The organism is Sphingobacterium lactis (assembly GCF_051951495.1).
GTDB lineage: Bacteria > Bacteroidota > Bacteroidia > Sphingobacteriales > Sphingobacteriaceae > Sphingobacterium > Sphingobacterium lactis_A.
In genome coordinates this window covers 874,293-896,654 of record NZ_JBNHAS010000001.1, presented here as the reverse complement: position 1 = coordinate 896,654, position 22,362 = coordinate 874,293, and the positions used below count along the sequence as shown (strand labels likewise).

General features: G+C 34.8%; 21 protein-coding genes. 4 read left to right on the top strand and 17 right to left on the bottom strand.

The features are described from left to right. Positions 1-9 precede the first annotated feature (9 nt). From ACP6L2_RS03845 to ACP6L2_RS03765, 17 genes are all read right to left on the bottom strand, one after another. Positions 10-414 (bottom strand): hypothetical protein, encoded by a 405-nt coding sequence (locus ACP6L2_RS03845; protein ID WP_440507977.1) that lies wholly within the window; start codon positions 412-414, stop codon positions 10-12. A gap of 6 nt (positions 415-420) precedes the next feature. Beyond that, positions 421-864, bottom strand: coding sequence for a hypothetical protein (locus ACP6L2_RS03840; protein WP_440507976.1), 444 nt, complete (start codon positions 862-864; stop codon positions 421-423). A gap of 491 nt (positions 865-1,355) precedes the next feature. Continuing rightward, positions 1,356-1,943, bottom strand: coding sequence for a hypothetical protein (locus ACP6L2_RS03835; protein ID WP_440507975.1), 588 nt, complete (start codon positions 1,941-1,943; stop codon positions 1,356-1,358). An 18-nt stretch (positions 1,944-1,961) separates the two neighbouring features. Next, complete coding sequence (locus ACP6L2_RS03830) at positions 1,962-2,291, bottom strand: hypothetical protein (protein ID WP_440507974.1); 330 nt, start codon at positions 2,289-2,291, stop codon at positions 1,962-1,964. A 13-nt stretch (positions 2,292-2,304) separates the two neighbouring features. Next, on the bottom strand, positions 2,305-3,471 hold the full coding sequence (locus tag ACP6L2_RS03825; protein ID WP_440507973.1) for a DUF6371 domain-containing protein: 1,167 nt from the start codon (positions 3,469-3,471) through the stop codon (positions 2,305-2,307). A gap of 99 nt (positions 3,472-3,570) precedes the next feature. Then, complete coding sequence (locus ACP6L2_RS03820) at positions 3,571-4,692, bottom strand: AAA family ATPase (protein ID WP_440507972.1); 1,122 nt, start codon at positions 4,690-4,692, stop codon at positions 3,571-3,573. Then, entirely contained in the window at positions 4,679-4,801 is a 123-nt protein-coding gene (locus ACP6L2_RS03815) for a hypothetical protein (protein ID WP_440507971.1), read from the bottom strand. Before ACP6L2_RS03815 ends, ACP6L2_RS03820 begins: the two co-directional genes overlap by 14 nt. A 112-nt stretch (positions 4,802-4,913) precedes the next feature. Beyond that, positions 4,914-5,252 carry a helix-turn-helix domain-containing protein gene (locus ACP6L2_RS03810; protein WP_440507970.1) on the bottom strand — a complete coding sequence of 113 codons (339 nt, stop codon included), beginning with the start codon at positions 5,250-5,252 and terminating at the stop codon, positions 4,914-4,916. Between the two features lie 96 nt (positions 5,253-5,348). Then, positions 5,349-6,743 (bottom strand): hypothetical protein, encoded by a 1,395-nt coding sequence (locus ACP6L2_RS03805; protein ID WP_440507969.1) that lies wholly within the window; start codon positions 6,741-6,743, stop codon positions 5,349-5,351. 3 nt (positions 6,744-6,746) lie between these two features. Further along, positions 6,747-7,895: a tyrosine-type recombinase/integrase gene (locus tag ACP6L2_RS03800; protein ID WP_440507968.1), complete on the bottom strand. Its 1,149-nt coding sequence runs from the start codon at positions 7,893-7,895 to the stop codon at positions 6,747-6,749. Between the two features lie 4 nt (positions 7,896-7,899). Further along, a complete protein-coding gene (locus ACP6L2_RS03795) occupies positions 7,900-8,460 on the bottom strand; it encodes a helix-turn-helix domain-containing protein (RefSeq protein WP_440507967.1) in 561 nt (186 codons plus the stop codon). Between the two features lie 233 nt (positions 8,461-8,693). After that, positions 8,694-10,073 carry a tRNA uridine-5-carboxymethylaminomethyl(34) synthesis GTPase MnmE gene (gene mnmE / locus ACP6L2_RS03790; protein WP_440507966.1) on the bottom strand — a complete coding sequence of 460 codons (1,380 nt, stop codon included), beginning with the start codon at positions 10,071-10,073 and terminating at the stop codon, positions 8,694-8,696. Between the two features lie 233 nt (positions 10,074-10,306). After that, entirely contained in the window at positions 10,307-11,236 is a 930-nt protein-coding gene (locus tag ACP6L2_RS03785; RefSeq protein WP_440507965.1) for a hypothetical protein, read from the bottom strand. A 68-nt stretch (positions 11,237-11,304) separates the two neighbouring features. Further along, positions 11,305-12,636, bottom strand: a complete 1,332-nt coding sequence (locus ACP6L2_RS03780; protein WP_440507964.1) for an amidohydrolase — start codon at positions 12,634-12,636, stop codon at positions 11,305-11,307. 267 nt (positions 12,637-12,903) lie between these two features. Next, positions 12,904-13,569: a response regulator gene (locus ACP6L2_RS03775; RefSeq protein WP_440507963.1), complete on the bottom strand. Its 666-nt coding sequence runs from the start codon at positions 13,567-13,569 to the stop codon at positions 12,904-12,906. Positions 13,570-13,582: 13 nt separating this feature from the next. Then, a complete protein-coding gene (locus tag ACP6L2_RS03770) occupies positions 13,583-15,253 on the bottom strand; it encodes a tetratricopeptide repeat protein (RefSeq protein ID WP_440507962.1) in 1,671 nt (556 codons plus the stop codon). 172 nt (positions 15,254-15,425) lie between these two features. Continuing rightward, the gene (locus ACP6L2_RS03765) at positions 15,426-15,629 is read right to left on the bottom strand and encodes a hypothetical protein (RefSeq protein WP_440507961.1); all 204 of its coding nucleotides are present in this window, start codon (positions 15,627-15,629) and stop codon (positions 15,426-15,428) included. 421 nt (positions 15,630-16,050) lie between these two features. Between ACP6L2_RS03765 and ACP6L2_RS03760 the strand changes: the two genes are divergently transcribed. From ACP6L2_RS03760 to ACP6L2_RS03745, 4 genes are all read left to right on the top strand, one after another. After that, entirely contained in the window at positions 16,051-16,908 is an 858-nt protein-coding gene (locus ACP6L2_RS03760; protein WP_440507960.1) for a hypothetical protein, read from the top strand. A gap of 126 nt (positions 16,909-17,034) precedes the next feature. Then, positions 17,035-18,687 (top strand): FAD-binding dehydrogenase, encoded by a 1,653-nt coding sequence (locus tag ACP6L2_RS03755; RefSeq protein WP_440507959.1) that lies wholly within the window; start codon positions 17,035-17,037, stop codon positions 18,685-18,687. 225 nt (positions 18,688-18,912) lie between these two features. Then, on the top strand, positions 18,913-19,515 hold the full coding sequence (locus tag ACP6L2_RS03750; protein WP_440507958.1) for a TetR/AcrR family transcriptional regulator: 603 nt from the start codon (positions 18,913-18,915) through the stop codon (positions 19,513-19,515). A gap of 81 nt (positions 19,516-19,596) precedes the next feature. Continuing rightward, a complete protein-coding gene (locus ACP6L2_RS03745; protein WP_440507957.1) occupies positions 19,597-22,347 on the top strand; it encodes a TonB-dependent receptor in 2,751 nt (916 codons plus the stop codon). Positions 22,348-22,362 lie beyond the last annotated feature (15 nt).

Here is a 22,362-nt window from a genome sequence, read left to right as displayed (position 1 = left end):
TTTTAATATTTAAATTTCCTCAAAATCTAATGTTACAAAACTTTTAGAACTATTCTCAGCTTTATACTCATTAATTATTTCGCGAAGAGCATTTTTGTCTAGATTTTCTTTACCATATTTATTAGATTTTGGATAAATAGTTAAAAATGTCACTTTCTCTTCAGGTAAATTTGCAATGTAATACACCCTGAACCCTCCGCTCTTACCTGATCGGTTATAAGAATTTGAAACCCTATGTTTAATCAATCTTTGACTTCCTGCATCTTGAAGTTTATAATTTCTGTTAAACAGATCAATAAAAGTATATCCTTTAAATTCAGATTTTAAATCTAACAATATGGAAGGGTATGATTTTTTAAGTTTAATCAGTTCCTTGTAAAAACGTTTAGTTCCTCTGCAACAAGAATTTTCCATGCTAGATTAGTCTAAATCATCCAACAAGTTATTCTCCCCCTCAGATAAAATAAATTCATTCAAATCTTCAATATACTCCACAATTTGATTGTTTTCTACATTTAACTTATCAAGACAGGTTTTGAATGAATCCTTAGGAATTTCTTTACTTAAATTTGCAATAGCTAGTGATAGTCCGCTATGAAGAAGATGCAGCTTATTTATAAATAATTCTCCGTCTTCTTTTTCATGTGGAAATATATCTTCGAAAGAATCATTAAAATCTCTTAAACTATCAATTAAGGAGTTAAGCTTTTTTGTTTTATTATTAATATAATCTAAGTGCTGATCAGACCCCAAAACAAAGGAGCTCTTTTGCTTCCTTAAATTTTCACTTAAATGCATAATATATTTCACTCTAAGATCTCTATCGTGATCTTGAGAGTTTAAATTTTCAATTTCTGCAATCATTTGAATATTAGTTTTAGTTTCTATACTTATTAAACACAAATCTCAACCAAAGGTTTAAAACTCATGTCAAAATAATTTTGGATAAGTGATAAACTTTTCTACTGTTGCAGACTTTTTTCGAACCTATCCGCATCAAACATAGTAAATAGTTTACAAAAAGAAAACAGATGAAATAAACGAACGAAGAGAAAAAAGGTGTTAAAACTAGTAAATAGAAAAACTATACAAAACCAAACATGCACAACTTTTAAGCTCAAGGAGACGATATTAACAGCTTGAACAAGGAATTTGTTTCTCGCGTACAATTAGATCGCTTAAAAGGCTTTAAAATAATTGCAACAATTTTGAAATAATTGTATCTATACATATCTGTAAGTATCTTTTTGTAACATTTATACAAAAAATCCCTACACCGGGGAGATGTAGGGATTTTAACCAATTATAAACTTAAATTATGAATAGACAAATACAACTAAAAAATATTTAGTAATCTAGGATGTCAATGATTTTCGTATGAATTCACCATAGTTAAAGTTGCGGTCTACTTTATTAAGCTTTTTCATCAATCTTACAAACCTCTTTGTGGGTTTACCGTTATAGAAATTTTTAAAATGCTTTGAATATAATTCTTCATTCACCTTGTCAACCTCATAATATGGCCCCATTATCTTGGTGAAGTTTCTCATTTTTTTAGATTCAGTTTGTTTCTCATACATCGTATTGTAATAAGCTTCTCGATGAAGGAAGTATTTCCCAATTGAATACAACTTCCTACATCTTTTGCCAGTGGAAGGACAAATGAAATATGGAATTTCCCCATTTTTTAAATTGGATTCGATATACGTAATTTCAACTAGATATTTTACTAACTCGGTTTTTTGGTATGTATATGAAAGTTCTAAGTAAGTACCGGTATTAATAACAGTTCGAATACTTATAGCACTAGTTTTTTTACCATTTCTGCTCCATGTAATTACGCCGCTTTTATTTTCAGTTTCTAAATATCCCCATTTCTTTATGTCAGAAATAGAAAGCACTGTTGCGTTTTCAATTAAATTAACAATAGAATATCTACCCATGTCGATCGCTTTAATAACCTAAATAATTAGAGAACTTTGCTGTTTATCTTCTACAACCCTCTTGAAAATCCATCTGCCATATGTCTTTTGGATATAATCCATCAATACAATAACCCGGTCCTTAGACATCATGTGTAAATGACTTTTATAACCCATAGCGATAGCAAAATCATCTTCTAGCTTGATGTAATAATCTTGTCTGCCTCTTTCTCGGAGGATGGTAAAATTATTCTGTCTATAACTATACCTATAGAATTGGTAATTGTGATTAGCTTCAATGGATCTTAGCTCACACTGTCCCGTTAAACCAATGATGGATAATAGCTTTTCTTTCGATTTGATTCCCATTTAATAATCCATATTAATATTTCCCCTCAAACTCACTATATCCATGCATGTGCATGATGCGGTATATCGTCCTTGCTTCAAACTCTTTTACCAATGGATTATCACTAGCATCAATAATGTACTTTCTGAAATCTTTAATCTCTAAATCATCTATTACCACTGTTTCACCAATTGGGATTAGCTGAGCCAACTCAATAAAGAATGACTTTAAACTCTGTTCGTCTGAAACCTCCGTCTCACCTGCGCGTATGGACTCGGAAAACTCAGATGGATCAAACCGCAACAGGTAATCAGCAATATCTAGCCCCTGTTCAAGTTCCTCCTTAGAAGCATTATCTTCCAGAAATGTAGAGACCGAAACCCTTGCAATGCTTTTTAATTCTATGGCTTTTTCTTGCCATGCTGTGGCCACTTTTAGGTCAGGGAATAATATTACCTCCCGGTTCCTTAAAACCTCGCATTTCGACTTATTTAAACCCTGTGCACTTCCACATGCAATCCAAATGAACTGAGGAAAGTATATATTGCAGATAAGTGCACTTTTCTCGCTCTCAACCATGGCAACTGGTTTAGAGCTTCCTGCCAAAAGGTGTTCACCAAAGAAACACTGTTCTAAATTGAAATTATCCCTTTTAAGTGCTTTGTGCGCCCATTGGATGTGGTCGAACGGTTTCCGTACCCTTTTGCCATTAGAACGGTTGTAAAGCATTATTTTTCCAGTCCTGACGTTCTTATGTTTATCAACCTGCCAAAAGACTGTAGATCCTTCCCAATATTTAGAAGTACCAATCATATATTTGATAATAACTTCCATTGTTGTATCAGGTCCAAATTTGTTCATTAGAAATTCAACGAAATTGTTTTTGTCATAACCATTCAACGAATTCTCTAATATAGACTTATCAATAAATGATATTTCTTTCTTAACATGTTTTGTTGGCTTAAAAGGGGAGATATGCTTTGATACCTGTTGTATACCATTATCTTCAAAGTATTGTTTTGGAGCGTAATGATATCCGCAATTCTCGATACGTTCACACCTTCCAACCAGTCCATCAACGTACTCCCTACTTTCCATGTCAATGTACATAGCAAACTTTCCTTTTTTACCGCAGCTAGGACAACGATATCTCGTGTTCATTCCTTTGTAAGGCTCAAGTTGGTATTTATAATCTGACATACTTGGTCTATTTTAAAAAATGTAATCCCAGTTAGTTGGTTAGTTGCCCTTATATATATAAGGGGCAACCAACTAACTGAATTAACCTAGGTGTTTGAGTTAGTTAGGCAGTTTGTCAACAAACTCAACCAACTTAATACAACGCTTATTCCCTCCTCCTTCGAATAATACAAATCCTTTTTCCTGATATTCAGCAACAAGAGTTCTTATAAATAAATCTGGCGCAGTCTTACCAATGTGATTACTAACCGATTTCTTTAAAGCTTGGTTAAATTGTCCCGAATTAAATTCATTTGCAGTGGAAAAAACATTTTCGAGAATGGTTTTGTGATCTTCATATCTCAATGTGATAGGTTCGGCTTTGGTTTTGTTGTTTATAATTCCTTCTTTCAAATAAATATTGCCAAAATCATCTCTCACTAGTTCAAAAGGTAATATTGGAGCATCTCTGTTTAGTTTTGTTTCGATGATTGCGCCATTCATCTCCTCATTTTTATTAACCACCATTGTTAAAGTGCATTTATTGTCAAGTTCAGTACCAAGGTGACCTCTAGATTCACCGTTACTTTTGTTGAGGTGCAGTACATTGACTATATGGCAATTATAAACAGTGGATAAACGCATCAATTCAGTTACTAATTTTGAGGACTCTTTTGGGTCATTATAATCGTATAACAAGTCTCTAGTTCCATCTATGACCACCAATCCAACATCCGAATGTAACTCTAAAGCGAACTTTATAAGCTCTACCCGTTGTTCAGCATTATATTCCCTGAGATCATAATATTTTAAATTGTATTCGTTTCCCTCAGTAAGTCTTCCTAATGTCATGCTATATGTCCTGTAAGCATAATAACCACCTTGTTCAGTATCAAACCAAATTGCTTTTATTCCTCCTGGCGATACAAGAGAAAATTCTTCAGTCGCCATATCTCCGTTTATTGCACTAGATACTGCTAACGTTAGGAATGTGCTCTTTCCACTTTTTGCTTTACCATTTATTTGAGAAATTGAACCTCTAACGAACATCGGCACTTCACCATTAGGTTGAACTATAGACAAAACTGTTTCTGGTTTATCAAATTTAGAATCTGGTGTCAGTTCTGATTTATTTAATAAGGATAAGAGATCACTATTGCTTTCAGAAGAAGTTACTTTCGCCAATGACTGATTCACTGCCCTTTGAATTTCAATGGGATCCATTTGTTTAACAATTCCCATTCTGACCTCCTATATAACGGGTTAATACTGTTCCATTCCCCTTAGCCTCACTTGCCTTATTTCTTAGGATAAAACAAACTGTAATTTGTTTATATTCAGTATTTTTCATACCTTTAACTGTTGTAGTAATTTAACAATATAATATTATCACTCCTTGATTAGTGGTGTGCGATTGGTGGTTGTGTTGGGGTGTATTAATGTTGGTCTAAAGGAGATAGGAATTATCTCCTTTTTTCTTTGAATTGGTTGGCTTCCTCCTGGATCTCTTCAAGAGTTTTTCTCTTTCCTTTTTTTATAAACTCATCTAGTTCTAATTTTGAAAAGAATAATCTACCCATTTTCTTGTGATGGGGCAATTGTCTTGCTGAAGCCTTCACATAAATGGATTTGACTGTATAACCTAAATAAGAGGATGCTTCTTTAACTGTGAAAATTGTATCTTCTTCTATTGGGGGATTAATTAGGGTGGGGATATTTATGAGTAGCGCTCGAATCTCCTTTAACATTTCTCCTTGTTTTGCTACTTCTTTTGGTAAATCGTTAAATGATATTGTTTCCATACCGCATCTTTTTTAAATTCCTTTAAATGTTATGATGCAATAATACAAGGATGTGTTCTGGCTTGAAAAACCACCTCAACAACCTGAGTAACTTTTTTATTTAAGTTTGTCTTTTAACTTAGAATCGACTTTAACATCTTTCCAAACGTCAACAGTACGCATTAATTTGAAATAAACTGAATCAGATTCTCTAGTACCTTTCCTAAGGTATTTCCCCTGTTTTCTGAATTTCGTATGAATTATACCTAAAAATTTTCCAAAAGCCGTAGATTTCTTACTAGCCAAATAAACCAAATTATCTGCAGATTCATCAAATGAACTTAATACAATAACATGGGATAAATTATTGATGAATTTTAATTTTTCTTCTTCATTTACGAAAAAGGGGCCATTTGCAGATTCTTCCAATGAAAAGTAATTGATCAACTCTGTATATACCAATCCAATATCTTCATTTTCTGATGCGCTGTAAGCTCTTTGGATATCTGAATTGCTATTAATATTATCATCGTATAAAAATGCCAATCTATCATAATGTTTTTTATCAAATGACATAAGCTTGCTAAATTCTATATAACTATTTCTGATATTTTCAATGTCATCAAAAGTTAGTCGAATATCCCTTTTATCAAAATTTACCTGTATGTCGTAATATGATATTAACGTATACGAGCTGTTCCAAGAGTTCGTTTTTTTATTTATATCTAAGTATGGAAATTTAGGCTTTTTAATTGCATTAACAACATTAATATGTTTACGATGAATTCGTTTTGTCAATGCAATTATACTTTCAATTACTAATTCTATTTTCTGAAAAAATTCCTCTCTTGAATAATTAAACTTCTCTGCCCTTCTACATTCTCTTAAAAGGTAATCTAAAAAATGATCGCTATTATAACTTTTAATATAACCGTCTATAATAATATCCCAATAAGATAAATGATCATTGTAACTTGTTTTACTAGAATGGTTATTTAATTCCTTATCTGAATTATGAGATATTTGTGAATTATCAGTTGAGATTGCTTGTTGTTTTATTTTATCAATAGTCTTTTGGATCAATTCTATATCATGCATTGTAATTTCATTGGCTATAGAAATTTTTGTTATTCCTTTTCTATATATCAAATCAGGCTTTAATGAAAAAGAATCAACGCTTAATTCATTGAATTCATTAGGAATTACTATTCCTTCACAAGCTTCAATAAAATCTATTCCAGTGTTAATCTTAAAAATTAATTTATCATTGCTAATTGATTCAGAATATTGATTTTTCCTAAAAAACCTATCTAAAGATGATTTTTCTTCTTGATATTCGGAAATAAATAAATTTCTAACTTCATCAATTACAACTTGGAAATTATCAATTACTTCATCATTTTGAAACCCCTCTTCTTCAAGCCTTTTAAGGGCCCTTAATAATTCGCGATCAAAATACTTCGTGTTGAAGCATTCAAAATATCCATTAATTAAAATATACCCAAAATCCATATCTTATTCATTATCAAAATCTAACCTTATCTTATTTACTGCATCTTGTTTTGCTTGGTCTAGTACCTTTGTATATATCTGAGTGGTTTTAAGAGATTTGTGCCCTAAAAGTTTTGATACAGTGTAAATATCAGTTCCATAATGTAATTGAAGTGTTGCAAAAGTGTGCCTAAAGTTGTGAAAGGTAATATTTTTTGTAATTCCTGCAGCTCCAATCCATTGCGCTAAAAACTTGTTGTTATATGCACTGTATTTTAATCCTTCAAATACAAGATCCTCTTTATTAGCAGATAATGGAATATTTAATAATTTAAATGCCTGTTCACTAATAGGCTGCCTTTCAAACATACCGGTTTTCTGTTGCGTAAATTCAAGATGGTGTCCCAATTCTGTTTTAATGATCTGACCAACTTTCAATGTTTTTATGTCTGAGAACCTTAACCCTGTTAAAGCACTAAATAATGCAGCCTTCTTCATCAAAGGATCAACACAAGAAGTATTTACTAAAGAGTTAAGTTCTTCAATAGTAAGGAACTCACGATTAGTATCTTCTACTTTTATTGCTTCTACTTTTGAACCTTGATCTGTTTCGATAAGACCGTCTTTGAAAGCCTGTTTTAAGGCTGCTTTAAACTTTAGATAATAGCTAGATGCGGTATTCCTAGATATTTTTGTTGTTTTTGTTCTAATAGAGGGAGCTTCCAATAAATAATCCCTAAATCCTTCTATAAAAGGAACAGTTAAATCTTTGAAGGATATTTCCTCCGGATGAAATGTATTTAGATAATCGATGGTAGTTAACCAAGTTTTATAGTTAGATGTCTTTCTTTTTTTAGCCAGTTTGAAAAAATAATCCTTAAAGGATTTTGAAGCGATTTCCTGTCTTCGAAGCATCTCTTTTTCGTGAGTTGCATAAATCTCAGGCTTATTGACTTCATTCTCCCTACGAAGCCTTAAAGCCTCTGCGAATACAAGCTTTTCCCTATTATGCTGTTTCTCTTGATCAGTTTTGGGTTTAGCATAAATGTAGGTCTTAATAAATTCTCTACGCGTTTCCTTTCCCTCCTTAAGAATAGCAGGATAGAAATCTAAATATAGAGATAGCTTCCTTTTATCAGTTAGTGGTTTATTACGAACTGTTACTTTAATCATGATCTTAACTTAATAGTTTGTCAATCTCTTTTTTACTTACTAAGGAATATCGACCTCTCTTTACCTTTTCAATTTTATTCCGTTTAATCAATTCATAGATTGCCTTTTCAGACATATTATATTTTACCTCTATTTCTTGCATAGAATAGTACTCTGGAGTTTCATCAATAAGGGACTGAGACCGATTATTAATTTCATTCTCCTTAAGCATCTGATCAACATCATTCCTTTTTATGATTGTCTTTCTTTCTAAGGGATTTGATGCTATCAGCTTTCCTGAATTGATGAGTTTATAAACGTTCTGTCTTGAGCAACCAATCAAGAGCCCAACTTCTGTAACAGATAAGAATTCTTTATTAGCTAAATCTTTACTAGACGGTAAGGTTTTCTCATTACGGATCACTTGAGTTTCTATTTCAGATTTAGCGATCTTAGTTTGTTTCTGTCTCAGTTTATAATTTCTTTTACCACAAAGTTCAGAGCAAAATTTCGTGACAGTAGTCTTTGCTATAAATTCTTTATTACAATGTTGGCAGATTCTCGTAACCTGTATATTGGAGCTCATTTAATTTAAATAAGTTTATACTTGTGTAAGTATGTAAATTTTGTAAACTTTGTAAACCACATTAGGTACAAATAATAAATTGTAAACTAACTAGGTACAACAAAGGTACAAATATTGTTTAAAACATTTGGATGTTTATTTAAAAACGTTTAAATTTGAAAAGAGCAAATAACCTATTAAACAGAAGTTTTATGGAAATATATTAAATGATTTGGTTGTTTGTTTAAACAGAGTTACTTCCCGATACAAAACTTACTAAAAATATTCTCCAGCAGATCATCTGTTGTCACTGTACCCGTGATCTCACCGAGATACTGCAAAGCCTGTCTGATGTCCATAGCTAAAAAATCCGAAGTAATCGGGTTATCTATCCCATACAACACCTTCTCTAAAGCTTCTTGCGTATGTTGCAAAGCTTCCACATGACGAATATTCGTAATCATCACATCTTCTGTATTTATATTGGAAAGATTCACTTGATTCAAGAGTTCATCTTTAAGCTCTTCAATCCCCAACCCCTGCTTAGCAGAAATATAAATCGGATTCAATATCGCAAACTCCACCTTCTGTGCTTCTGTCAATAAATCCGACTTGTTTATAATCGTTACGAATGGAATATTCAACCCTTGTACATCCGCAATCTGTTGTTGAATATCACTAATTTGATCTTGCGTAGGGTCAAACAGGTAAATAATCAATCGCGCTTGCTTCATCTTTTCTCTGGTTCGCTCCACCCCTTTCGCTTCAATGACATCCTCCGTATCACGAATTCCGGCAGTATCGATAAATCGGAATGTAACCCCGTGAATATTAATTTCATCTTCAATGGTATCTCTGGTTGTACCGGCGATATCCGAAACAATAGCACGCTCTTCATTCAGCAAAGCATTCAATAAAGTCGATTTACCGACATTAGGTTTACCAGCAATAACCACCGGAACACCGTTTTTAAGGACATTACCCTGTTCAAAAGAACGAATTAACTTCGCGATGACTGAATGAATCTGCTGAATCAAAGATCTCAATTGACCGCGATTGGCAAATTCTACATCCTCTTCTGCAAAATCCAATTCCAACTCAATTAGTGAAGCAAAGTGAACAAGATCCTCACGAAGTTTCTGCAATTGATTGGAGAAGCCACCACGCATCTGCTGTATGGCAATCTGATGAGAAGCAGCAGAATTTGATGCAATCAAATCTGCTACAGCTTCCGCTTGAGATAAGTCCATACCACCGTTTAAGAAGGCGCGTAAGGTAAATTCTCCGGCCTTAGCTGCTCTTGCTCCCTTTTTGATTAAAAGTCCAATAACACGCTCGATAATGTATTTAGAATTATGCGTGGAAATCTCCACTACATTTTCCTTAGTGTAGGAGTTTGGACCTTTAAATAAGCTCACCAATACCTCATCGATAATCTGATCACCATCACGAATAGTCCCAAAATGAATGGTATGAGATTCCTGCTTATTCAAATCCTTTCCTTTGAAGACCTCATTGACCAATTGTATGGCTTGAGAACCGGATAAACGAATAACAGCAATAGCTCCATTAGCACCAGGTGAAGTAGCCAATGCGATAATGGTATCTTGAGAAATTAATGACGATGTAGACATAGCGCAAAGGTAATAAATATGTCCTTAGCTAAATAAAAAATACCCGATGCCATGCACCGGGTATACAATCAACCTAAACCTTATTCATAAATAAGATGAACAAATCTAAAATCAATTTATTTTAAATTTTATGGTTAACCGTAAAATGCCAAAATAAAAAAAGCCTTTTGATTCTTTCCTATTGAGAAAGGAACCTAAGGCTTGTATTAATTAAAAATGAATAGGAAAAATTCTTATTGTTTGAGCAAGAGGTTCTGGTCAATAGCAGTCTCTGATTCTTGAATCCTAAAAAGTATATGTAAATAATGAAATACACTGGCAGACTCCACTTCTGGGTATTTCTTCGCAATTTCAGAGATCACATCATTATAAATGTAAAAAAAATCATTTGGTGGAAGAGGAGAATCTGCTATATAATTTCTATTGGAAGCTTTCAGTTCTTGATTTTGTGCAGACGTTGGAATGATAACTTTTAAATAATCTGAAACTCCATTACCAGGAAAATAAAATTGGAAATGTTGGGAAGTACTAGATCCCTCCTTTTTCATGGTTAGACCAGAAGGACTATAATCAGTGAATAGATTGATTTGGAATAGACCATTTTCCAGTATTTGATCTACGGAAATAGATTTATCATCTTTAAAGATATAATAATCCCTATTGGCATTGGCTTTTAATAATATTACCTGCTGTTTCTCAAAATTTCTATATTTTAAAATTTCTTGACGGATTTCTTCCAATTTACTCGAGGATGCATTGTCTTTAATCTTTACCTGTGGCATAATTTCCAACACCTGAAAAAACTGAAATGGATCAACCACATGTATGGTCAGATTTACTTTAGCAGCATTTTTTTTATCAGCTACAGTTAAAGTTGTAGTACCTATCTTTTTTCCTTTGAACTTAAAATATCCAGGAAAATAATTCTCATTAGAAAAATCCCATTCAAATAGAGCTTCATTTGCAGCAACTACTTCATAATCGCCATTACCCCGCTGTATATTGACATGCAATTCATGCCCCAAAGGAACAAAATAAGTTTCTTTTGAAAATTTAAGGTCTTCATAGTACTCAGTATCTTCTTTTTGACAAGAACTAAAAGTCAACAGCATCATAACTGCGACAAGCATACTAAAAGGTAGTAATTGAAAAATACGTTTCATAACAAATAATTAGTTGATATGCTATGAACGGATCTTAAACAATTAACGCTACAGGTATGTGAAAAATATTAATAAACTAAATGACCTTTTGTAATCAGATGTTTCACCTCTGGAATTCTAGCTACCGCTTCTGCCGAACAGGATACATCCATTAGAACAAAATCAGCCCTATCCCCTGCTTTAGGCCATTGTTGAACGCCTTTATCATCTAGTGGCAGCTTATCTACATTTGCCAACTTTAGTGCTCTCGATAATTTAAATTCTGTACTCCAATTATACAATTGAGCGGCTAAATTCGCTTTTTGCAGTACACTTCCAGTCCCGAAAACATCCCAATGATCTACAATGCTGTCATTTCCAGTCATAACGGAGACACCCTTGCTTAATAGAGTAGGAATTGGCATGATTAATCCTGCAAAAGGAACTGTTGAAACAATACCTATCTGTGCTTCCGCTAATTTCTCGGCAATAGCTTCCTGTTCCGCCTGAGGCATTCTCCCCAAAGCAAAACAATGACTTAAAAATGTTTTACCTTTTAAAGCAGGATTCTCTAGCACTTTTTTAATTAAATATTCAATGGTTTGAACACCAGATGCACCCGTTTCATGCAAATGAATGTCAATTCCTTTTTGATTATCCAAAGCTAATTTCACAGTAAAATCAATGGGTTTCTCAATCCCTCCATCGATACTCATTGGATCCAGTCCACCAATAAAATCTATTCCAGCTTGTGCAGCATCCTTCATATAAGGCACAGTATCCGTATAATAGAGTCCATGCTGCGGAAAAGCAACTAGTTCTGCAGAAAAACTATTCTTCTTTAAATTCAGGGCTTGTTTTAAATTATTTAAAGAATCTAATTTTGATGTCGGTTCGATATTGACATGACTTCGTGCAAAAGATGATCCTTTCGATTGTAATAACTCAATTAGCTTTCCAGCCTTTTCAATGGAGTGCAAAAGCATCTCTGGAAGAATCTCTTGCTCCAATGCGATCATTGCCTTAACCCCACCAGCTCGAGCTCTCCTAGCCTGCCAATGATCTCCATAAAAAGTCTTATCCAAATGTATGTGCATATCCTTAAACGCGGGCAACATCAGATATCCGTTCGCATCAAAACCACCGGAAACAGAATTGTTTTCCGTGATTTTACTAATCTTTCCATCCGTTACTTCAATTTGAAATAGTTCCGTTTTCGTTGAGACAACCACATCCCCATCATACTCAAAGCCAGTTTCTAACCGAACATTATTATAAATTCTTTTTGCCATATTTCCTCCTTTTGTATCAACAATCTGCTGTTCAAGAAAGGATTCTCCTTTTAAAGATCCAGTGATTCCTAACCCACAAATACCCAAAACAGACTTTTTAATGAAATTCTTTCTAGTTAGCTCATTCATATATGGTAAGATAGTGATTAGATTTGAGATCGCTGCGAAGGAATAGACCGCTCGCTGTTAGATGTGAGATAGGAGACCGCTGCGCTATTAGATTTAAGAAAACAGATAACAGACTTTGGTGTCTTTCCAACTCAGCGCAAATCTCCCTTACATTTACATAATTGAATCATTTAAACATTCAACTCCATACATCAAAAAAGGTCGATGCATGCACCGACCTTTTACTAGAGGTATTAAAATTTAAAATAAAAACATAAAAAAATTCTCTTAAACCAAACCTATCTCCTTACAATAAGCCACTAATTGCTCATTTTTACTAAAGCTTAGTACTTCCTTCATTAGGTTTAATCTTTTCTCGATGCTACTCAAGCTGGAAGGTCGAATATTGCGTTGTTGCAAATAATGTGGCATTTCCTTCTGTGGAATTCCTTCATAAAGCAACTTTACGATATGCATATCAAGATTACTGAAATCATGTGCATTACGATCTTGAACTATTTTCCTAGTCTCTGGAGATTTATAAGTTTTATTAAGCGAAATGGCATGTAATGCTTCACGTAGATGTTGAGCATCCCTACGCGCCTTACGGACATAGGCATCTACATAACCTTTATCAAATAATTGATCAATCTCTACACTACGGTCCAATGCAGACAAAATGATAATCTTGATATCCGGTTGAATAGCTTTAACTGCACTAATCAGTTCAATACCATTTTTCAAGGTTTGCGGATTTGCATCATCATCAAATTCAATATCCGTCAAAAGCAAATCATAAGGCTCAGCATCTTGAAGAGCCTTTTTTATCCAGGTAAGCGCATGATCACAGTAGAATACATATTTCGCATCTGGAATCCCTAAATCATGTAGGGTTTTCTGAACTGAAATATTTGCAATCTCATGATCCTCGGCAATAAGTACTTTTTTTATCATATAGGTCTGTTCATTAACAAACAGGAATTTTTATGCTTATCGCTAAGCCATTCCCTTTTTCAGATTCAAATGTAATATCACCATTTAAGCTTTCTATACGGGAAACCGTATTCTCCAGTCCTTTCCCTAAATTAGATTGATCTCGCATTCCTTGCCCGTTATCTTTATAATAGATCAATAGAAGATTATCCACTCTAGAAAACTTGACAATTACCGTATCTGCCAAACTATGTTTACACATATTCACCATCAACTCTTGAAGCAAGGTTTTCAGTTCTTCTAAAATCACTCTATTCAATCCATTCCAAGTTTCCTCATCATTACCCACCAATAATACCCGACAAGATGGACTAGAAAAAGAAGTTAATAAGGCAGCCAAACTAACATTGTATTTCAAATCTTGCGGTTCCACTTCTTTATCATGCGAAATATCCCTGGACTGATTATACATCAATTCCAAGCGATCCAATATACCATCGCGATCTAAATCATCCTTATGCTCAATTTCCATCATAACACGATAGATTCCATTTGCCACAACATCATGCACTTTTTTGGAGGTTTTAAGTTTATTGGCTTTAATTTGATTTTCAGCTTCCAATGCCATACGCTTGCGATGTTTTCTATGTGCCAGATAGCCTAGCATCAGAGAAATCAACACCAATATAAAACCTAATCGGAACCAAGTAAGCTTGTAAGATACTTCTGCTTTATCTTTTTGCAATTGAAGGTTCTCGGATTTCGACTTCTCCACCTCATAACGAATTAAAGCAAACTGATTACGAGCAGCTTGGCGAGCATTATCTACGGAATCTTGCAGATAATTCAAATCTTTAAAATAATGCTTGTATTGGTCAGAAGTGGTCAGATTTATCAACTGCTTTAGCCCATCAATTTTATCCGCCGCCATTTTGAGCTGTACGGCAATGTTATATCTTTTATTTGCATACCATATTGCAGAATCCAAATTTCGCTTTTCATAATATTTGGTCAAATAATAATAACTGGAATTAAGGCCTACACTATCATTAAGGGATTTACGAATAGCCAAAGCTTCGTAATAATCATCTTTTAAATCTAAATCAGGGTTCTGTAGTTCACGAGTTCGAGCAATATTGTTAAGCGTCCTTGCATATTCCTTACCTCCCTTAATCGATTTTTTCAAACTTTCTTCAAAAAGCTGTATAGCTTCCGGGTATTTACCAGCCTCTCTATAGCAGAGTGCTAAGTTGTTTTGATAGACAGCAGCATTAACAGAATCACGTTCAAAAAATAAAGCTTTTTCAAAAAAACCTATGGCTTTAATATCATCCTCCAATCGGTCAGTTACATTACCTAAATTATTGTAGATGATCGCAAGGCTTGGATGATCCGTTTTTTTATTTTCATTTAAAAATGCTAATGCTTGAATGGATGTTTCTTGTGAACCAAAATAATCACCAGATTCTTCTTGCGTGATCGCCATATTGATTAATGCATAAACTGCATAAGTGCTATCTCCCTGACTTAAATACTCCTGCCTTGCTTTATCAAAATAGTAAAAAGCACTATCTTTTTGGCCCTTATCTAAAAACTGATAGGCCTTTTCATCAAAGACATTTTCCGGCTTTTCTTCTTTGTTTCTTTCATGCTTCGTACAGGCAAATAAGAACAGGGTAATAATAGTTAATAATAATGGCTTCACAGGTCTGGAATTTACTTCGAAAATAAGCAAAATACCCATTCCGGTCAATCCAATTCCCTTTTATTCTTAGTGATCCTATAGTAATTATTTGGGAATAATCTATTTGTGGATCTTGGAAATTTACTGTAAAAGCTAAAAGCAGCCGAACAAGCTGCCTTTAGCCATTCTATCTTTATTTCTTTGGTCTAGGTGGTCTAACCGTCCCTTGATCTCCTCCTACTGTATGGTCTCCTGGATCATCAGTTGTCGGGTCATCTGGGTTTGTAGGATCATCCACGCTATAGGTTGTTGGATAATTTTTAATCTGTTGGTTTAAATTCATTGGAACATTTGGATTCCCTTGTCCTAAAAAGAACGCTAATAAAAAGTAATACATCTTTAAATAATTTCACTGTAACACATGACTAGGTCCGGAATCTCCTACTCCGGATTGCTATGATTTTGTTTACAGAAGGCCTTCTGTTTTTTGGGAAGATGTTTGGACTTGTACAGCTTAAATCCCTGCTTCCCGACATGGGATTTTCACTGTACAGCTCCTAAGAAATCATGGAATATTGCAATTCATCCATCTGAGAATCGATATTTTATTCTCCGATTTCTGATTCAAAAGTAGTTGGGCAATTTGCTGAACGCTAAGGAATTCCGATAATTCCGATTCTTCCGATTGACGTATTCCTTTAAATTACTTGAAGGGGTGTATTTCAAATTTTTGGATATTTGAAAAATTGTGGAATTCCGAAAATTCCTTTTACGGTTTACCGTAAAATCAAGTTCAGATTTTAAAATATTTTTACAACATGAGTGATTTTTCGAATTACCGAGATGCCGTAATATTGGCGTATAAGAATGTTAAGGCAGATGGAAAATTAGCAGAGGAATTATTATCGGCAAAAAGAACGAGTATTAGAAGCCTGTGCCTAAGAAAATACACAGAAGGATTAACACCTGAGGATGAGAAATTCTTCAACAGCTTTTTCAATCCAAAATCAATAAATAGGGACTTAAAAACTTTGATTGCGGGTTCAGATCTAGATCGTTTTAGACCTATAGAGAATTTTATAAATGGTTCAGTCAAATCTCCAAACGAAGAAAACACCAAGTTATTAGCCATATTAATTGATTTTCAAGATAGACCGATGTCTAATTGGCTGGCTAAAAATCCTCAAATAGCTGATAAGGAAAAAACCGAGACCCCAGAAGATAAGACTCAATATTCATCTATCAAAAAACCAATCATGAGGTCGTTCAGTCCATTAATAGGTCTGGCAATTATTCCAATTATCGGAATCTGGTTCATCATAAATCATTGGAAAAGCAAGGAATGTATGATTTGGCAGGAGGATCGTTATGTGCCCTGTGCATGTGCTGATTTACCAAGTGGGACTCCAGCAATAACTTATGATCAACAAAAAGTAGATAACTTCCGAAAAATCTTGAGAACAGATACCCTGAAATATAAGCATATCCGCCAAATCTGGTACAGTAAAGTCAACAATGAATTGGAATTCTTTACAGGTCCAGGAATGCATCCTGTTTATACCGATAGATCTTTAAAAATTGCTAGTAAATACATTCTGGAAAAATACATCCTTAATAACAATCCTATAAATTCTTCTATTCAAAATGAGATAAATTCAAACAGTAATAACGAGTAATTCAAATAAGATTTATAATTTCATAGGGAAAAAGAGAAACCGAAATATTTTGATCAACACCTCTAATCAAGGAGTGTCTATTGAAAAACTGCTTGAGAATTCAACCAAATATAAATCTTAAATTACATGAAAGCCGCAAGCACCATCATTATTGGAAGTGGACTATCAGGTCTAGTAACAGCCTACGAAATCACGAAGGCTGGCAAGAAAGTGATTATTGTGGACCAAGAAGGTCGACAGAATTTAGGTGGTCAAGCATATTGGTCATTTGGAGGTTTGTTTTTCGTGGATTCTGTTCATCAAAGGCGATTGCGTGTAAAAGATTCACTGGCCTTAGCAAAACAAGATTGGGCAGGATCAGCTAATTTCGATCGTCCGGAGGATTATTGGCCAAAACAATGGGCAGATGCCTATGTAAACTTTGCCTATCAGGAAAAATACGACTACGTTCGTAAATTAGGCTTAAAGTTCTTCCCTATTGTTGGTTGGGCAGAAAGAGGTGCTGGTCAAGCTTTTGGACATGGAAATTCTGTTCCAAGGTTCCATATTACCTGGGGAACAGGGCCTGGAGTAATAAAACCATTTGTAGACCATGCCCTAGAAATGGAAATTCAAGGACTATTGGAATTCAAATTCAGACATCAGGTTACCGATATTAAAATTGAAGGAAATCAAGTCAAATCCATATCTGGAAATATCCTAGCTGAAGATCATAAAGAGCGCGGAATGGCTAGTAACCGTGAGGTTGTAGATCATTTTTTATTTGAAGCGGGTCATCTCGTTATTGCCACAGGTGGAATTGGGGCTAATTTAGAAATGGTAAAAAAACAATGGCCTGCTCGATTGGGAAATCCGCCAAACAATATGGTTTGTGGAGTACCAGCCTATGTAGATGGCAAAATGCTCCAAATAGCAGAAAATGCTAGCGTTCATATTATTAATAAAGATCGCATGTGGCATTACACAGAAGGATTGCGCAATTGGAATCCAATATGGCCTAATCATGGTATCCGCATCTTACCGGGCCCATCTTCCATTTGGTTGGATGCTTTAGGAAATCGACTTCCTGCCCCATTCTATCCGGGTTTCGACACCTTAGCAACTTTAAAACACATTCAGCAAACTGGACATAGTTATTCATGGTTTATTTTAACTCAATCCATTATCAAGAAAGAATTCGCCTTATCCGGATCAGAACAAAATCCAGATCTTACTAATAAGGATTACAGCCTACTTCTAAAACGTTTGTTTGGAAAGGAAGCAACAGGACCCGTTGAGGATTTCAAAAAGCATGGCGTAGATTTTATTACAAGTAATTCATTGACAGAACTAGTAGACAAAATGAATAAGCTAAGTGGAAATAATTTATTGAAGTTTAATCAAATAAAGCAGACAATTGAAGAACGCGATTCCCAATTAGATAATTCCTTCTGCAAAGATTTTCAAATAAATTACATCCAAAATACCCGTCGATACCTAGGGGATAAAATTGCAAGGACTGCCAAACCCCATAAAATCTTAGATGAAAAACACTTTCCGCTCATTGCTGTCCGTTTAAACATCTTGACAAGAAAAACACTTGGTGGAATTGAAACGAATTTAAATAGTCAAGCCTTTAATCAGAATAGCGAAATCATTGCTGGTCTATATGCGGTAGGAGAAGCTGCAGGATTTGGTGGTGGTGGAATGCATGGGTACAATGCTTTGGAAGGAACCTTTTTAGGGGGATGTATCTTTACAGGAAAACAAGCAGGGCAGTTTATTAGTAAAAACAGTTAATTTTACCCAACAGCAAACAATTACACCTAAATTAGCCTAAAGTCGAAAATTTGAGTTAAAAGCAGCCTAAATTTCATTTGCTAAACAATTTTATTTTCTTCATTTTAGTATATAGCCAGTATAACCACTGACAATCAGAACGATACAGCTTAACATATACTATTTTTCAAATATTTCAACAAAATGTTTGAAAAATGAATAACTAATCTTAACTTTAGATAACCAATGAATAAACGGGAAAGAATCAAAAGTAAAATTGAACAGGCCGCGATGGACTGCTTCGAACGTTACGGACTGGACAAGACCACCTTAGAAGACATAGCTAAAGCAGTTGGCCTAAATAAGACATCACTTTATTACTATTACAAAAATAAAGAAGACATCTTTATAGAGGTCGCCTTACGAGAGGGAGAAAAATACATCAGCACCCTTCAGGAGACAACGACGGCTAAGGATGAGATTGAGGAATGCATCAGTTTTTATCTTGAATCACGATTCAATTATTATACACAGGTGTTAAATATGAATCGCGTTTCTGTAGAAACATTAACCAAATTACTTCCTCGATTTTTTGAACTCTACGATGCCTTAATGCGTCGCGAAAAAGAATTCCTCACTGGTCTATTAAGCGATGCTGTTAAAGCAGGGAAAATCAACATGAAAAATCCCCAAGAAGTAGCTTCCGTTCTGATCAATTTTACAGATGCCCTAAAGCATAATGTTGAACAACAAGCGATTCTCAAGAGAGAGCAAAATATAGATTATACTCAAAGCCTTAAAGATATCAAGACCCTTGTAACTTTAATTTTTGACGGAATAAAAAATTAACCTAGCCCAATCCCAAGGTAAAGAGTATCTGGTAAAAGAAAGCTTGTTTATTGCTAATAAACAATTATAAACCAAATAACCATGAGAAAAATTACCTATCTACTGGTGGCCTATTTTTTATTTGCTATTGGAGCGACCCATGCTCAGCAGCATATTCAAGGGGTCATTCGAAACCAAATCACCCAGGAACCGGCTTCGGCCATATCCATTAAAATCAAAGGTTCTCGAGAAGGAACTTACAGCAATGACCGAGGACAATTTCAATTAAATAGCTCCCAAGCTTACCCAATTACCTTATTGATTTCTGCCATTGGATATGACAGCCAAGAAATCAAAGTTGAAAACAACAACCCAATACAGATTTCTTTAAGTCCGGCAACGACATTGGCTCAGGAAATTGTGGTATCGGCTAGTAGGTCTGTGCAAACCAAACTCTCCTCACCTGTTACCATAGAACAATTATCCGCTAAAGATGTGCAGAATTCGCCTCAATTGAATTATATGGATATGATTCAGGGTCTTCGAGGTGTAGATGTTACGGTTTCAAGTTTAGGATTTACCTCCGTTACAACTCGCGGCTTCAACACCTCTGGTAATACGAATTTCACACAAATGGTGGACGGTATGGATAACCAAGCGCCCGGTCTAAACTTCCCTTTAGGTTCTGTTATTGGTCTAACGCAATTGGATGTAGATAATATTGAATTACTTTCAGGTGCCTCCTCTGCGCTTTATGGCTCTAGAGGATTAAATGGAACCATGATTATGACAAGTAAGGATCCATTTAAGTACAAGGGATTAAGTGTATTAGTCACGCAAGGTGTCAATCATATTAACAGCAAGAGGAATAATGATCCGGTAGATGCTTCACCTGTTTATGACTATGTCATTCGGTACGCCAATAGCATCAATGATAAATTTGCCTATAAGATAAATGCGCAATACACGAAAGCTAACGATTGGGTCGCCAATTCCACCGTCAATAAAAATGGTCCTGGTGGTCCCGATACAGACCCCAACTACAATGGCATCAATTTGTATGGGGGTGCAACAAGTACAGACATTAACCCATTCATGTATGCCGCTATGATGGGCAATCCTGCCTTACAACCTTTGATCGAACCTATGCTTGCTAAACCGACCTACGTTGCTAGGACTGGATATCCTGAATTTGGTTACTTAGATAATAACGCCAATTTATTCAAGGTAAATGCAGAACTAAGGTACCGAATCAACAATAATCTCGAGGCAATTGCATCGGGTACTTTTGGTACCGGGAACATAGTTTACACCAATGATACCCGCTATCAAATCAATGATTTTAAGGTTGGACAGTATCGTCTAGAATTAAAATCAGAAGATTGGTTTTTACGTACTTATACCACGCAAGAGAATTCAGGTAACACCTTAATTGCAGGACCTACTGCTCAATTAATTAATGAAGCATGGAAAGTTAGTTATGATGGTGCAACTGGTGGTTGGTATCCGGAATATACAGAAGCTTTCTTGACTGCATTGGCAACAGGAAGCTCAGAACAAGACGCACATATAGCGGCTAGACAATTTGCCGATCAAGGTCGTCTACTAGAAGGTTCTGAAGGCTTTAATACCCTAAAAGATAAAATCTCACAAACACCAATTTCAGAGGGTGGAACTTTATTCTTAGATCGATCATCTTTATACAATACCGAATTCCAATATAACTTCAATAAATTAATCTCATTTATGGATGTCATTGCCGGCGTTAATTGGCGATTATATAACCTAAATTCCAAGAACACCTTATTCCCTGACAAGGACAAACCGATAAAAGTAAATGAATACAGTGCTTACATCCAATTAGGAAAACGTCTATTAGAAGAAAAGCTAACATTAAATACATCATTCCGCTATGATAAAAACAGCTTATTTGGAAAGCCTAAGGTGACCTCAAGAGCATCTGCAGTATACCAAATGATGCCACAAAATTATTGGCGCTTCTCTTATCAAAATGCCTATAGTTTTCCTTCCAATATTCAAGCTTTACAAAACACCATGAATGGTTATAACAGCTTTTCCTCTGGTGGTTCCAACTTATTGTTGAATGACCATTATCATTTCAATGAATTTCCACCATACACTTTACAGAGTGTACAAGAATACCAACAAACGAATGATGCAACGAAATTAAAACGTTTTGAATACGATGATATCAAACCTCAAACTGTAAACGCTTTTGAATTGGGCTATGCAACGGTTATTTCCAATCGCATTTTGGTTGACGTGTTAGGTTATTACTCAACTTGGAAAAACTTTATTGGTTATGCCAATGTGGTGAATACCCCAGGTACTGATGATGTGAATGCATTCAAAGATCAAAGTAAATACATGACATATAACATCGCCTTTAATGGTGGTGAAGAAGTCAATACCTATGGCTATGCAGCAAGTTTAGGAGTCGACTTAGGAAAGAACTTCATGACAAAAGTAAATTACTACTCAGACTATCTAAAAAACAAAAACAACAGCCAAATCAATAACTTCAATACTCCTAATTATCATGTTAATTTTGAATTTGGGAATTCTGGTTTTGGCAAAAAACAAGCTTGGTCTTTTAACACGACCTTACGCCATAAACCGGGCTACCACTATGCAGTTGCAGGTGGCTTAGGCGAAGGCACGGTGCCAGCATCGCTAGTAATCGATGCCCAAGTGACTTATAAAATCTTAAAAGCACGTTCTGGAATCCGTATCGGAGGAACAAATATCACCAATAAGTATTATTCTACTGGTATTGCAAATCCTAGAATTGGCGCCATGTACTACGTGACTTATGCCTACAATCTATTATAAACGAACAAACAAAAA